The following is a 14,163-nucleotide window of genomic DNA, read 5'->3' on the forward strand; positions in this document are numbered from 1 at the left end:
CAACTGAGGTGGCCCCTCCCGCCGCGCTTCGCGCGGCACCCTCCTCTCAAGGGGGAGGGTCAGGCGCCGACCTTCTCGCCGAAAGTCGAGAAAAACTGCCCTGCAAGCTTCTTCGATGTCGATTCGATCAGCCGGCTGCCGAGCTGGGCGATCTTGCCGCCGACCTCGGCCTTGGCGGCGTATTTGAGGACCGTCGCGTCCGGCCCGTCGGCGGTCAGCGTCACGTCGGCGCCGCCCTTGGCGAAGCCGGCAATGCCACCCTTGCCTTCGCCCTGGATGGTATAGGAATGCGGCGGCTTGAGGTTCTTCAGCGTCACCGCTCCGTTGAAGGTCGCCTTGATCGGCCCGATCTTGAGCACCACGGTCGCCGCCATCTCGGTGTCCGAATTCTTCTCCAGGCTCTGGCAGCCGGGAATGGCCTCTTTCAGGATTTCGGGATCGTTGAGGGCTTCCCACACTTTCCCGACGGGCGCGGCGATCCGCTCCTCGCCTTCGATCACCAAAGCCATCAAGACCTCCCGGATTTGCCGATGCCGATTGGTCGTAGCGCGCGGGCCGAAACAAGTCTATCGCACCAAAGTCCGGGTTCGGGCAGCGCCTGCCTCTTGCTTGCGCTCGCGCGTTGTCATATCGATTTGTCATACAAATACGGAGACCACCATGGCAGGCGCCCCCACCAGCAAGAAGAAATTTCGCTCGCAGGAGTGGTTCGACAATCCCGACAATCCAGGCATGACGGCGCTCTATCTCGAGCGATACCTCAACTACGGCCTGACGCGCGCCGAGCTGATGTCGGGCAAGCCGCTGATCGGCATCGCGCAGACCGGTTCCGATCTTTCGCCCTGCAACCGGCATCACCTCGAGCTCGCCAAGCGCGTGCGCGAAGGCATCGTCTCGATGGGCGGCATCCCCTTCGAGTTCCCGTGCCACCCGATCCAGGAGACCGGCAAGCGCCCCACCGCCGCGCTTGACCGCAACCTTGCCTATCTCAGCCTCGTCGAGGTGCTTTACGGCTATCCGATCGACGGCGTGGTGCTCACCATCGGCTGCGACAAGACCACGCCCGCGCTGCTGATGGCGGCCGCCACCGTCAACATTCCGGCGATCGCGTTTTCGGTCGGTCCGATGCTCAACGGCTGGCACAAAGGCAAGCGCACCGGTTCCGGCACCATCGTCTGGGAATCGCGCCAGCGCCTGTCGGCGGGCGAGATCAACTATGACGAGTTCATGGACATCGTCGCCTCCTCGGCGCCTTCGACCGGCTATTGCAACACCATGGGCACCGCCACCACGATGAACTCGCTGGCCGAGGCGCTCGGCATGCAGCTGCCGGGCTCGGCCGCCATCCCCGCGCCCTATCGCGAGCGCGGCCAGATGGGCTACGAGACGGGCAAGCGCATCGTCGAGATGGTGCATGAAGACCTGAAGCCCTCCGACATCATGACTCGCAAGGCGTTCGAGAACGCCATCGTCGTCAACTCGGCCATCGGCGGCTCGACCAACGCGCCGATCCACCTCAACGCCATTGCCCGCCACCTCGGCGTGCCGCTCGACAATGATGACTGGCAGGCGGTCGGCCTCGACATTCCGCTCCTCGTCAATCTGCAGCCGACGGGCGAGTATCTCGGCGAGGACTACCACCATGCCGGCGGTGTGCCGGCGGTGGTGGCCGAGCTGATGAAGGGCGGCCTGCTGCCGCATCCCGATGCGATCACCGTCAACGGCAAGACGATGGGCGACAATTGCAGGGATATCGTCAACGAGAACCCGGATGTGATCAGCAGCGCCGCCAAGCCGCTCAAGGCCAATGCCGGCTTCATCAACCTCAAGGGCAACCTGTTCGATTCGGCGATCATGAAGACCAGCGGCATCTCGACGGAATTCCGCGAGCGCTACCTCTCCAATCCGAACGACCCCGAGGCCTTCGAAGGCAAGGCCATCGTCTTCGACGGTCCGGAAGATTACCACGCCCGCATCGACGATCCGGCGCAGGGTATCGACGAGCACACGATCCTGTTCATGCGCGGCGCTGGCCCGGTCGGCTATCCGGGCGGTGCCGAGGTGGTCAACATGCAGCCGCCGGCCTATCTGATCAAGAAGGGCATCCATTCGCTGCCCTGCATCGGCGACGGCCGCCAGTCCGGGACATCCGGCTCGCCGTCGATCCTCAACGCCTCGCCGGAAGCAGCCATCGGCGGCGGCCTGGCGCTGCTCAAGACCGGCGACCGCGTCCGCATCGACCTGAAGAAGGGTGCGGCCAACATTCTGATCAGCGACGAGGAGCTCGCCAGGCGGCGGGCCGAACTCGAAAGCAATGGCGGCTATCACTACCCCAGGCACCAGACGCCATGGCAGGAGATCCAGCGCGGCATGGTCGACCAGTTCTCGGCCGGCATGGTGCTGAAGCCGGCGGTGAAGTATCAGGATGTCGCGCACACAAGCGGCGTGCCGCGCGACAATCACTGAACTTGTAGTCGGCTAAATCATCAGGGCGGCTTGCCGATGGCAGGTCGCCCTTTTCTATTGCCCTTGTTTCATCTCAACGGAACCCACAGATAGACTCGACCTCGGCAGCCTGCGAAGCGGAGAGACTATCTGTGGCGAAACGGCGTTCTTCCCTCGGCTTCCTCGGCATGTTCGGCCGCTCCGGCGATTTGCGCCAGCTCGACGACGCGCTGCGCGCGGCCGACCTGCATCCAGCCCTGGTGCCGGAGGGCGTGAAACTCACCATCGTCAACCTGATGAATGACCGCTGGCCCAATGAGCCGCCGGCGGGCGCCTATCAATCCGTGGCGCAGCTTTGCGGCTATTGCGTCGCCGGGCGGCAGGTGTTCGAGCAGGCCAACGGCCGGGAGCCGACATTGGAGGTCGAGCGCCGCATCGAGGCGGCGCTTGAGGCCGGCGACAGTTTCGACGCGCAGATCGTGCTGATGACGCTGCACGCCAAGCTGATCAACGCCGAGGTCGTCGAGCATTACGGGCTGACCGCTGAGTAGTGGTCCTAGCCGCCCATCTTGTTGCGTGGCAGCTTGATCATCTCGCCGAAGCGGGCGCGCAATTTGTCGTCGAGCAGGCGCGAGACATGGCGCGGGAAACGCTCGGCAAGCACGCGCTTCTTCTCCGCGATCGCTCGCGACAGGATGTCGGGCCGACCCTTTTCGTTCCATTCCTTGGGCGAGAAACGATCGCCGACGGCGGGATAGAAATACTCGGTCTGCATCAGCTTCAGCGTCTGATCGTTGCCGAGATAGTGGCCGGGACCCTTGAGGCAGACATCGGCGATGGTGCCGATCGACAGCGCGTCGTCGGTCACCTCGATGCCGCGCACGCAGCGCAGGCAGTGGCCGAGCATATCGTTGTCGATGATCAGGCTTTCGAGGCAGAAGCCGAGCAGCGAGGCATGCATGCCGGCCGATTCATAGACCAGGTTCAGGCCGGACAGGCCCGCCATGACATTGGTGATGCCCTTCTCGTAGCCGGCCTGGATGTCGGGTAGCTTCGAATCCGACATGCCGGCCGCTGAGCCGCCGGGCAGGTCGTAATATTGCGCCATCTGCGCGCAGGCCGCGGTCAGCACCGCCTGCTCGGCCGAACCGCCGGACATGGCGCCGGTCCTGAGGTCGGAGACGAACGGCCAGGTGCCGAAGATCGCCGGATGTCCGGGCTTGATCGCATTGACATAGACTAGGCCCATCAGCACTTCCGCCACCGCCTGCACGACGGCGCCGGCGATCGCGGCAGGTGCCGTGGCGCCGGCCTGGCCGGCCGACAGGAGCAGGATCGGAATGCCGCCTTCGACACAGGCCTCGAGCACGCCGCAGGCGTCCTCGGCGAACTTCATCGGCGGCACGACGAAGCAGTTCGAGTTCGACACGAACGGCCGCGCCCGGAAATTCTCCTCGCCGCCGGCGATCGCATAGAGCATCTCCAGCGCCGGCTTGACGTTCTCGCGCACGGTGAACGAGGTGCCGACATGCTTGGACGTCCCCGTCACGCAGGCGTAGAGCGTGTTGAAATCCATATCGAGCGGGTCGGGAATGTCGCGCGGCACCATGGTGCGCTGGAAGAAATGGATGTTGTCCAGCCCGTCGACGAGACGGGCGGCGTCGTAGAGATCCTGCAGCAGCGATTCACGATACTCGCGCTTCTCGACATCGACCAGATGCACCGCCGCGCCCGCCGTGCCGTAATGCACGCGTTTGCCCTGGATCAGCATGTCGTGCTTGGGATCCTGGCCGTAGAGGGTGAAGTTGCGCGCAGCCTTCTTGATCGTGTCCAGCACCAGCGCGCGCGGCAGCCGGACGCGGCCGTCATCGCCATAGGTGGCGCCGACCCGGGTCAGCGCTTCGATGCAGGACGGGATGGCATTGGCGAAGCCGACCGTTTCCAGGAGCGTCAGCACCGCTTCGTGGATGCGCTCCTGGTCGTTCTGGCTCAATGGGCCGTAGCTGCCGCCTTCAAGCCCCGCCCGCACCGGACGGATGTCGTCGGCCAAGGGCGCCGCCCGCATAGCGCGGCGCGCTTCGCGCCCCCCGGACCGCCGCGAACGCTGGTCCGACGACGATTCCTGCTTCTCGAGAGCCACTGACATGGAAGCACTCCACCTTTGTCTTATCTGCGAGGCGGCACGCGGCGGTTGGTCCACCATCGGTCTGCCTCGTCCCCTTCTGGCTCCGACTATGCCGCCGGCATTGGTACAGCCTATGGGCCAGCCATTTCCGTCGAATATGCCAGGGCTCTAAAGCAACAGGCGCGCGTCCAAGCAAAAAGAGCCGGCGCGGCGCCGGCTCTTTTTCAGGACGTCTGTGGCGGATCAGGCGGCCGCGGGCCTGCGACCGGCTGCGGTGGCGAGTTCGCGGATGCCCGGCTCGATATGCTGCAGCGAGATTGAGGAGATGCCCAAGCGCATGAAACGAGAGGGCTTTTCGCTGCGGTCGAAGAACCGGTCGCCGGGTTCGATGATGACGCTGCGCGAAGCGGCCGCTTCCGCCAGACCGCGTGAATCGGTTCCGCGCGGCCCTTCCAGCCAGAGCGACGTGCCGCCCGCCGAATCGGTCGAGCGCCACTCTGGCAGGAAAGCGGAAATCGCATGGACCAGACGCTTGCGCCGCTCGTCGAAGGCGGCGGAGAGCCTGCGCACCAGCGCCTCGTGGTGGCCGAGCGACAGGAACAGCGCCACGGCGCGCTGGTTGTTCGCCGGCGGGTGCCTGAGCATGAAGCGGCGCAGCGCGCGAAGCTCGGCGATCAGCCCCGCCGAGGCCACGATGTAGCCAAGCCGGAGGCCTGGAGCGAGCGTCTTCGACATCGAGCCGACATAGATGACGCGGCCCGAGCGATCGAGGCTCTTCAGCGCCTGCTGCGGCGCCTCGTCGAGCAGCTGGCTGTCATAGCCGTCCTCGATGATGATCTGGTTGTTGCGGTTGGCGCGCGCCAGAAGATCCTGCCGGCGTTCCGCCGACAGCGGCACCATGGTGGGGCAGTGGTGGCTCGGCGTGACGAAGACGAAGCCGGAATCGCTGGGAATCGACGAGGTCACGATGCCCTGCTGGTCGACCGGGACCGCCTGGATATCGGCGCCGGCCAGCCGGAAGATCGAGCGGGCGTCGGGATAGCCGGGATCCTCCATCGCCACTTTCGAACCCTTGGCCATCAACAGCGAGGCCAGCATATAGAGCGCGTTCTGCGCGCCCAGCGTCACGATGATCTCGTCCGGATTGGCGAAGATGCCGCGGCGCGGCAGGAGCCTGGCCTGGATCTGCTCGATCAGCAGCGGATCGTCGCGATCCACCATGTCGGACGCCCAGTTGCGAATCTCCAGCACGGCAAGCGCCATGCGGTTGCATTCGCGCCATTCGGCGGTCGGAAACAGCGCCGGATCGAACTGGCCGTAGACGAACGGGTAGGAGGACTTGATCCAGTTGTCGTGCTTGGCCGGCGGCGGCATGTCGCTAGCCGCGATCTGCCGGCGCGCCTTCCAGTCGATCTCATTCTGCTGGTCGGGCGCCTTCTGATGCGGCTTGGCGGGGGTGGCCAGCACGTCAGGATTGACGAAATGGCCGCGCCGCTCGCGCGCCACTAGGAAGCCCTGATCGACCAGCTGCTGGAAGGCGAGCACCACCGTGCCGCGGGCAACCCCAAGTTTTTCCGCGAGAATCCGGCACGACGGCAGCGGCATCGAGGCGGCGATCTGTCGGTCGAGAATGGCCGCGACGATCGCCTGGCGGATCTGCGCCTGGAGGGTTTGGCCGGATTCAGCCGAAATCCGGAACAGGCCGGACCATATGGCCGTGTCATTGCGCTGTGGCATGGGAAATCTTCCTCGGATGGCCAGCTGTTTTCACTTGGCTGGACCAGTAGAGTGTATGGGTGGCATAAGGGGTTGCGCCAATCAATTTTTCTGATCGCTGGGATTTATGCCAGTGATCTATCAGGCGCGACGCGCAGCGTCGTCGCCCGCGATGTAAGCGCGATGCGCAGCATCTAAGCGCGATGCGCAGCATCGTCGCGACACCCATCTAAGCGCGATGCGCAGCATCGTCGCGACACCCATCTAAGCGCGATGCGCAGCATCGTCGCGACACCCACCTAAGCGCGATGCGCAGCATCGTCGCGACACCCACCTAAGCGCGATGCGCAGCATCGTCGCGACACCCACCCAAGCGCGATGCGCAGCATCGTCGTGGCGCGATGCGCAGCATCGTCGCCCCTAGCGCGCTACCTCCTTCACCATCCAACACCACCCCCATCAAAGCGTGATGCGGTGCGTCATCGCCACCGCTTGAACGAAATGGAAATCGGCTCAATAGAATGACGCGCCGACACGCGCCGGAAACATCCGGCCTGTTAAAATGGTCTAAAAACCCGCCAGGAGCCTGCCAGTGGACCAGTCATCCTTCGACAAGCAACTTGCCGCCTTGCGCGATCAGCGCGCGGCGGCCAAGGGCTCGATGCGCGAGGCCTTCGCCGCCGATCCCAAGCGCTTCGAGACATTCTCCGCCACCGATGGCGACCTTCTGCTCGACTGGTCGAAATGCGCGGTCGACGCAAGCACGATGACGATGCTGGAAAAGCTCGCGGGCGCGGCCGACCTGGAAGGTCGCCGCGCAGCCATGTTCGAAGGCAAGAAGATCAACATCACCGAGAACCGCGCCGTGCTGCACACAGCGCTGCGCAACCTGACCGGCAAGAGCGTGATCGTCGACGGCCAGGACACCAAGGCCGACGTGATCGCCGTGCTCGACGCCATGGGCGCCTTCGCCGACGCCATCCGTTCCGGCAAGGCGGCCGGCGCCACCGGCAAGAAGATCACCGACATCGTCAACATCGGCATCGGCGGCTCGGACCTCGGCCCGGCGATGGTGACGCTGGCGCTCGCGCCCTATCACGACGGGCCGCGCGCGCATTACGTTTCCAATGTCGACGGCGCGCATATCCATGACACGCTGAAGGGCCTGTCGGCCGAAACGACCTTGTTCATCATCGCCTCCAAGACCTTCACCACGGTCGAGACGATGACGAATGCGCAGACGGCGCGCGATTGGGTCCAGAAGGCGCTGGGCAAGGAGGCGGTCGGCAAGCATTTCGCCGCCGTCTCGACCGCCCTCGACCTCGTGGCCAAGTTCGGCATCGAACAGGATCGTGTCTTCGGCTTCTGGGACTGGGTCGGCGGCCGCTATTCGGTCTGGAGCGCCATTGGCCTGCCGGTGATGATTTCCGTCGGTCCGCGCAACTTCCGCGCCTTCCTCGACGGCGCGCATGAGATGGACGAGCATTTCCGCTCGGCGCCGATCCAGAAAAACCTTCCGGTGCTTCTGGGGCTGATCGGCTGGTGGCATCGCGTCGTCTGCAAATATCCGGCCCGCGCCGTCATCCCTTACGACCAGCGCCTGTCGCGCCTGCCGGCCTATCTGCAGCAGCTCGATATGGAATCGAACGGCAAGAGCGTCACGCTGGACGGCACCGCCGTCGCCACGCCGACCGGCCCGCTGGTCTGGGGCGAGCCCGGCACCAACGGCCAGCATGCTTTCTTCCAGCTCCTGCATCAGGGCACCGACTTCATCCCCGTCGAGTTCCTCGCCGCGGCGATAGGCCACGAGCCCGAGCTGAAGCACCAGCATGATCTCTTGCTCGCCAACTGCCTGGCGCAGTCGGAGGCCTTCATGAAGGGCCGCACGCTGGAAGAGGCGCGCGCGCAGATGCTGGCCAAGGGCATGAAGCCGGCCGATGTCGACCGCATCGCGCCGCACCGGGTCTTCTCCGGCAACCGCCCTTCGCTCACCATCCTCTACCGCAAGCTCGATCCGCGCACATTGGGCCGCATCATTGCGCTCTACGAGCATCGCGTCTTCGTCGAGGGCACCCTGTTCAACATCAATTCCTTCGACCAATGGGGCGTCGAGCTCGGCAAGGAACTGGCGACCGGCCTGCTGCCTGTCGTTGAAGGCAAGGAGACTGCCGCAAAACGCGACGCCTCGACTGCCGGATTGGTGGCTCATATCCACCAATTGCGTGGCGTGGAGTAAAAGGATTGGCGGATATCAAGGGAATATTGTTCGACAAGGACGGCACGCTTGTCGACTTCAACGCAACCTGGCTCGGAATAGCCGACTTCATGGCGATGGACGCCGCTGAGGGCGACCGCTGGAAAGCCGACCGACTGCTTGCCGCGGCCGGCTTCGACTTCGTTACCAAGCGCTTCAAGCCCGATTCGATTTTCGCTTCCGGTTCGAACATGGACGTCGTCGAGCTCTGGTTCCCGCGTCTGTCCGACGAGGACCAGATGCTTGCGGTCTCACGCTTCAACGAGATCACGTCGGTGCAGGGCTCGTCGATGGCGGTCGCGTTGCCCGGAATCGTCGAGTCGCTTCGGACCTTGCACAACCGGTCCTATCGGATGGGCGTCGCCACCAACGATTCGACCAGCGGCGCCGAAAAGACGCTCGCCACGCTCGGTATCGCGCAGCTCTTCGACGCCGCTTTCGGCTATGACGCCGTTGCCAACTCCAAGCCGGCGCCCGACACGGTCGTCGCTTTCTGCGACCTGACCGGGCTGAAGCCGGGCGAGATCGCCATGGTCGGCGACAACCGCCATGATCTCGAAATGGCGCGCGCCGGCGGCTGCGGCCTGGCGGTGGGCGTGCTCTCCGGCACTGGAACGCGCGACTCGCTGGCGCCGATGGCGGACGTCGTTCTGGAATCGGTCGCTGACCTGCCGGATTTCCTCGCCACAAGGGTGAACGTGCCGGCGGGCTAAAGCAATTCCAGGAAAAGTGTAAGCGGTCAGGCTCGGCGATTTCGCCGGAGCCTCCCGTCCGGAATTGCGTGAAAACAAAGAGTTAGAGCGGTTCGATCTAACGCTGAACCGCTCTAACGTTTTCCGCCACCAGCGCGAACACGGCGCTTGGCTTCGGCTCGCTGCCGCCGTTTCCGCCGACATCCGGTACGTGATATTCGCCGAGCAGGCAGAGCCGAGGTCTCGGCAGCCAGGCGCGGCCGGGATCGCCGACCAGCACATCGATGCCGGCGGCGAGGCAGCGGTCGAGGAAAGGCATCATCCGTTGCCCGACATCCCGAGCGTAGAAGACGTCGCCAGCGAGCACCAGGTCGACCGCCGGCGGCGCACCGGCGGTGACGTCACCGTCGCGTATCTGGATGGCGACGCCATTGGCTTGCACATTGAGGCGGATCGCCGCCAGGCCGTTGCGGTCGATCTCCGCGGCGGTCACCGCGCGCGCTCCGGCTTTTGCCGCCGCGATCCCGACCAGCCCCGAGCCGGCGCCGAGGTCGAGCACGCGCTTGCCGGCAACGATCGACGGTCGGTCGAGGACATAGCGCGCCAGCACGGCGCCGCCGGCCCAGGCATAGGCCCAGTAGGGCGGCTGTGGCTCGGCCGCGCCGCTGTCGTCATCCGGTTCGAGCAGCCGCCGCAGGCCGCTGCCGGGATGCGCCTGGTAGAGCCGGATCTCCGGCACTGACGGCACCGGCGCCAGCCGCATGTTCGCCGTGATGAAGTCCGCCGGATCGAGGCTGTTGCCTCGCCCCGGTGTCTCGCCGGCGGAATAATCGCTCAAGCCTGGTCCCGCAGCGCGCGCCGCAGGATCTTGCCGACCGGCGTCTTCGGCAACTCGGTGCGGAACTCGATGAATTTCGGCCGCTTGTAGCCGGTCAGGTTCTCGCGGCAATAGGCCATCAGCGCTTCGACAGTGAGCGCCGGGTCCTTCTTGACCACGAACAATTTGGGCACCTCACCGGAATGCTCGTCCGGCACGCCGATCGCTGCCACTTCCAGCACACCGGGGTGGTGCGCCACCACTTCTTCCAGCTCGTTCGGATAGACGTTGAAGCCGGAGACGAGGATCATGTCCTTCTTGCGGTCGACGATCTTGGTGTAGCCGCGCTCGTCCATGAAGCCCATGTCGCCGGATTTGAAGAAGCCGTCCTTGGTCATCACCTTGGCGGTCTCGTCGGGCCGGTTCCAATAGCCGGCCATCACCTGCGGGCCGCGGATGCAGATCTCGCCCACCTCGCCGAGCGGCACGTTGTTGCCGTCATCGTCGCGGATGGCGATTTCGGTCGAAGGCAGCGGCAGGCCGATCGTGCCGGTGAAATCGGCCGAGCTGAACTTGTTGGCGGTCGCCACCGGCGAGGTTTCGGAGAGCCCGTAGCCTTCGCTCACCGGGCAGCCGGTCAGCGCCTTCCAGCGTTCGGCGACGCCCTTCTGCACCGCCATGCCGCCGCCCAGCGTCAGGATCAGCGGCCTGAAGTCCAGCTTGCGGAACTCCTCATTGTTGAGAAGCGCGTTGAACAGCGTGTTGAGACCGGGAAAGATGTGCATCGGGTATTTCGCCAATTCCTTGACGAAGCCCGGGATGTCGCGCGGATTGGGGATCAGCACGTTCTGCGCGCCCTGCTGCATGCCCATCAGCGCGTTCACCGTCAGCGCGAAGATGTGATAGAGCGGCAGCGCGCAGATGAAGTTGAGATGCGCAGGCTTCGGCTTGACCGTATAGGCGTCCTCCACCCACAGCGAATTCTGCGCGACGTTCGAAAGCACGTTGCGGTGCAGCAGCACAGCGCCCTTCGAGACGCCGGTGGTGCCGCCCGTATATTGCAGGAAGGCGATGTCGTCGCCGGAGACAGTGGGCGGCTTGAAAGCGATGGTCGCGCCGGTCTTGAGCACGGCATTGAACTTGACATGGCCGGGCAGCGACCATGCCGGCACCATCTTCTTCACCCGCCGCACGACGAGGTTGACAATGGCGCCCTTGAGGCCGCCCAGCATGTCGCCCATGGTGGCTACGATGACATGCTTGACCGGCGTCTTGGCGATCACCGCCTGCAGCGTGGCGGCGAAGTTCTCGAGGATGACGATCGCCTGCGCGCCGGAATCCTTCAGCTGATGTTCCAGTTCGCGCGGCGTGTAGAGTGGATTGACGTTCACCACCGTGTAGCCAGCGCGCAGAATGCCCATCATCGCCACCGGATATTGCAGCACGTTCGGCATCATCAGCGCCACGCGCGCGCCCTTCTCCAGACCTCTCGCCTGCAGGTAGGCGCCGAACGCGGCCGAGAGCCGCTCCAGCTCGGCATAGGTAATCGACTTGCCCATGCACACGAAGGCCGGCCGTCCGGCGAATTGCTTGCAGGCGCCGACCAGGAACTCGCCGATGGACTTGTAGGGCAGGGCGCCGATCTCGGCCGGCATGTTCTTGGGATAGCTTTTCAGCCACGGCTTTTCCGGCAGGCCGACGGTGAGCTGGGTGATCTCCTTCGGCAGGCCCTTCGGGGCAGGTGGGACGGCGGCCGGCTTGGCGGCCTCCGCTTTTGCGGTTGCCGGCTTGTCCGCTTTCGCGGTCGCGGCCTTGGGCTTTGCCGCTGCGGGTTTGGCGGCGGCCGGCTTTGCGGCTGCCTTGGCAGGCGCTGCTTTGGCGGCCGTCTTCGTCTTCGGCGTGGCGGCCGCCTTCACAGCCTTGGGCGCATCGCTTTCGGCGGCGGCCTTGGCCTTTGCTTTCGCCGTGGCTGTCGTCTTGGCTGCTTTTGCCACCTGTCTCTCCCTGTCGCCTTCGATCTGGGCGCCGCCTCGCAAAGAAGCGTCCTCCACGCCGGTCCGGATTTTCCGGGAAATCCCACCCATCGTCTATGTATTGCGTCTATCGGCGGCCGTGCAAGCCTTGCCTCTGCGGCATGGCTCGGGAAAGATCTATTCGCCGGCCATTCGCCAAGACGCATCCGACGGCCGAAGCAAAATGCCATTCGGCCCGTGAAGCGGGCGCAAGATCTTTGAGGTCGATCGGGTTGCGAGGGCTCGTGCCGCTCTCGGGCGAAGCTCAGACCAGGATGAAGCGCAGCGCCCGTTGAATATCGAAGAATTGCGTTGCGGCCAGGGCCACCGCTCGAGCGCCGTGGGACCGTGCGCCGGGATACCAGGAGGCCCGGTAAGCATCGCCCGGATTGCAGAACTCCACGATTATTTCGTAAGTCTCCGCGGCTTGCGGCATGAGCGTGGAAAGGTCGCGCGACAAGGCTGCCTCGACACCTTGGCGGATCAGCGCCCGCGCTCGCGTTGGCGCGAGCGAATTGGCTGCCGGTCCCGCGCCTTCGAGCGTCTCGACTGTCCCTATGCCCGGGATCATCGCGCGGGCATCGGCGCAGATTCCCGCGTCACCCGCCAGGAATGCCGAAGGCACGCCATGGCGTGCCGCGCAAAGCGCATTCAGCGTGAACTCGGAAGCGACCTCGCCGTTCAGCAGCAGCCGCGAGATACGGGTCGTCGTTGTGTGGGCGAGAGGGTTTGTCTCGGTCCCCGCCTTGGAATGGTAGCCGATATAGAGCGCGGCCGTGAAACTGTCGGCCAGGCCGAACATCATGCCGTCGGGATGGCCCGACCAGCCGCGGATGACGCGGGCATAGTCGGGCAAAAGATCGAGGATCAGGTTGCGGCCGCTATCATGGGCGTCCTTGATCACGACTTGCTCGGCGCCGGCGGCGCGCGCCCCCTCGCAGGCGGCAACCACCTCAGCCGTCATCAAGGCACGGAACTCGCGGTAATCGGCATGGTTTCGGTCGGCCTCGTTCCAATGGGCGATGCCGGCCGTGCCTTCGATATCGGCGCTGAGGAATATCTTCATGGCAACGGGTTCTCCCTCAACCAGTCGGAAAGCGCCGGAAACGTCCGCCCCATGCAACCGGTCATCGCGGGCGCGGCGCACAGTGCGTTGAGCACTGCCTCATGTGTCGCCTCGGCGGCGGCGCGGAAGGGCAAGTCGATCCGATCCTCGGCGAGCTGCCGGACCGGCTGGAAGGCGTTCCCCGGCTCATGCGGCACCGGATCGGCCGTCGTGAAGCAGAGCGCGATGTCGCCGCTGCCGTTGCCCCAGAAGGCGCCAAGGCGCGCCAGCCCGGCGCCGGCCCGGCGCGCCACGCGGCGAAGCTGGCGGTCGCCGAGCGGCAGGTCGGTGGCGAGGATGACGATGACGGAACCCTTTTCCGCTTTCGCCGCGTCGGGTGGACTCGGACGCCGCCCGTCCGGCAGCATGAGGTCACCGGCCCGCCCGAAATTCGCCAGCACCAGGGCGCCAAGCGCATAGTCATGCTTCTCGATCCGCATCAGGCGCGAGGCCGATCCTATCCCCGCCTTGAAGCCGAAGGCGGTCATGCCGGTCCCCGCGCCGACCGCGCCCTGCGGCACCTCGCCCCCTCCGGCATTGGCGAGCGCCGCCTCGGCGTCGGTTGCGGTGACGGCCATTGCTTGAATGTCGTTGATGGCGCCGTCGTTGCACTCGAACACCAGCGGATTGACGGTGGATGTCTTGCGCCCGATCTTCGGGTTCGCCGCGATCGCCCGGCGGATCAGCGTTTCCGCGCAAGCAGCGACCGAAAACGTGTTGGTCAGCAGCATGGGCGTCTCGACCGTACCCAATTCTGCGACCTGCATGAGCCCGACGGATTTGCCAAAGCCGTTGATCACCTCGACGCCAGCGCGAACCTTCTGGCGGAACAGGTCGCCCTGATGCGGCAGGACGGCGGTGACGCCGGTGCGCTGGCCGTCGAGCGTATGGTGGCCAACCGTCACCCCGCGGACATCGGTGATGGCGTTGAGCGGCCCTTGCGGCAAAAGACCCAAAGCCAATCCGAAATCGCGTGCTGACGGCATCACCGAGCCTT

Annotated in this window: 11 protein-coding genes; 4 read left to right on the forward strand and 7 right to left on the reverse strand. The window is 65.2% G+C overall.

Annotated features, from left to right (window positions below):
* Positions 1 to 59: 59 nt before the first annotated feature.
* A complete protein-coding gene (locus RFM41_RS12840) occupies positions 60 to 509 on the reverse strand; it encodes an SRPBCC family protein (RefSeq protein ID WP_320249199.1) in 450 nt (149 codons plus the stop codon).
* A 151-nt stretch (positions 510 to 660) separates the two neighbouring features.
* Here RFM41_RS12840 and RFM41_RS12845 point away from each other — a divergent pair, with 151 nt between their 5' ends.
* The gene (locus RFM41_RS12845; RefSeq protein ID WP_320249198.1) at positions 661 to 2,466 is read left to right on the forward strand and encodes an IlvD/Edd family dehydratase; all 1,806 of its coding nucleotides are present in this window, start codon (positions 661 to 663) and stop codon (positions 2,464 to 2,466) included.
* A 131-nt stretch (positions 2,467 to 2,597) separates the two neighbouring features.
* Positions 2,598 to 2,996: a hypothetical protein gene (locus tag RFM41_RS12850; protein WP_320249196.1), complete on the forward strand. Its 399-nt coding sequence runs from the start codon at positions 2,598 to 2,600 to the stop codon at positions 2,994 to 2,996.
* A 5-nt stretch (positions 2,997 to 3,001) separates the two neighbouring features.
* Here RFM41_RS12850 and RFM41_RS12855 read toward each other — a convergent pair whose 3' ends face one another.
* Together RFM41_RS12855 and pdxR are read right to left on the reverse strand one after the other, a co-directional pair.
* Entirely contained in the window at positions 3,002 to 4,591 is a 1,590-nt protein-coding gene (locus RFM41_RS12855) for a trimethylamine methyltransferase family protein (RefSeq protein WP_320249194.1), read from the reverse strand.
* A gap of 222 nt (positions 4,592 to 4,813) precedes the next feature.
* Entirely contained in the window at positions 4,814 to 6,307 is a 1,494-nt protein-coding gene (pdxR, locus tag RFM41_RS12860) for a MocR-like pyridoxine biosynthesis transcription factor PdxR (protein WP_320249192.1), read from the reverse strand.
* 571 nt (positions 6,308 to 6,878) lie between these two features.
* Here pdxR and pgi point away from each other — a divergent pair.
* Both pgi and RFM41_RS12870 read left to right on the forward strand, forming a co-directional pair.
* Positions 6,879 to 8,522, forward strand: coding sequence for a glucose-6-phosphate isomerase (pgi, locus tag RFM41_RS12865; RefSeq protein ID WP_320249191.1), 1,644 nt, complete (start codon positions 6,879 to 6,881; stop codon positions 8,520 to 8,522).
* Positions 8,523 to 8,527: 5 nt separating this feature from the next.
* Complete coding sequence (locus tag RFM41_RS12870) at positions 8,528 to 9,253, forward strand: HAD family hydrolase (RefSeq protein WP_320249189.1); 726 nt, start codon at positions 8,528 to 8,530, stop codon at positions 9,251 to 9,253.
* 97 nt (positions 9,254 to 9,350) lie between these two features.
* On the opposite strand, the gene RFM41_RS12875 is transcribed toward RFM41_RS12870, so the two are convergent.
* From RFM41_RS12875 to RFM41_RS12890, 4 genes are all read right to left on the reverse strand, one after another.
* Entirely contained in the window at positions 9,351 to 9,995 is a 645-nt protein-coding gene (locus RFM41_RS12875; protein WP_320249518.1) for a class I SAM-dependent methyltransferase, read from the reverse strand.
* Positions 9,996 to 10,066: 71 nt separating this feature from the next.
* On the reverse strand, positions 10,067 to 12,043 hold the full coding sequence (locus RFM41_RS12880; protein ID WP_320249188.1) for a long-chain fatty acid--CoA ligase: 1,977 nt from the start codon (positions 12,041 to 12,043) through the stop codon (positions 10,067 to 10,069).
* A gap of 283 nt (positions 12,044 to 12,326) precedes the next feature.
* On the reverse strand, positions 12,327 to 13,127 hold the full coding sequence (locus tag RFM41_RS12885) for a M55 family metallopeptidase (protein WP_320249186.1): 801 nt from the start codon (positions 13,125 to 13,127) through the stop codon (positions 12,327 to 12,329).
* Complete coding sequence (locus tag RFM41_RS12890) at positions 13,124 to 14,152, reverse strand: DmpA family aminopeptidase (protein WP_320249184.1); 1,029 nt, start codon at positions 14,150 to 14,152, stop codon at positions 13,124 to 13,126. The genes RFM41_RS12885 and RFM41_RS12890 overlap by 4 nt, the downstream gene beginning before the upstream one ends.
* Positions 14,153 to 14,163 lie beyond the last annotated feature (11 nt).

This window comes from Mesorhizobium vachelliae (assembly GCF_033977325.1).
Lineage (GTDB): Bacteria > Pseudomonadota > Alphaproteobacteria > Rhizobiales > Rhizobiaceae > Mesorhizobium > Mesorhizobium vachelliae.

Excerpts from the sequence above, each read along its gene's own strand:
- RFM41_RS12890 (WP_320249184.1), bottom strand. The coding sequence starts at position 14,152 with ATGCCGTCAGCACGCGATTTCGGATTGGCTTTGGGTCTTTTGCCGCAA.
- RFM41_RS12875 (WP_320249518.1), bottom strand. The coding sequence starts at position 9,995 with ATGCGGCTGGCGCCGGTGCCGTCAGTGCCGGAGATCCGGCTCTACCAG.
- RFM41_RS12845 (WP_320249198.1), top strand. The coding sequence starts at position 661 with ATGGCAGGCGCCCCCACCAGCAAGAAGAAATTTCGCTCGCAGGAGTGG.
- RFM41_RS12840 (WP_320249199.1), bottom strand. The coding sequence starts at position 509 with ATGGCTTTGGTGATCGAAGGCGAGGAGCGGATCGCCGCGCCCGTCGGG.
- RFM41_RS12885 (WP_320249186.1), bottom strand. The coding sequence starts at position 13,127 with ATGAAGATATTCCTCAGCGCCGATATCGAAGGCACGGCCGGCATCGCC.
- RFM41_RS12855 (WP_320249194.1), bottom strand. The coding sequence starts at position 4,591 with ATGTCAGTGGCTCTCGAGAAGCAGGAATCGTCGTCGGACCAGCGTTCG.
- pdxR (WP_320249192.1), bottom strand. The coding sequence starts at position 6,307 with ATGCCACAGCGCAATGACACGGCCATATGGTCCGGCCTGTTCCGGATT.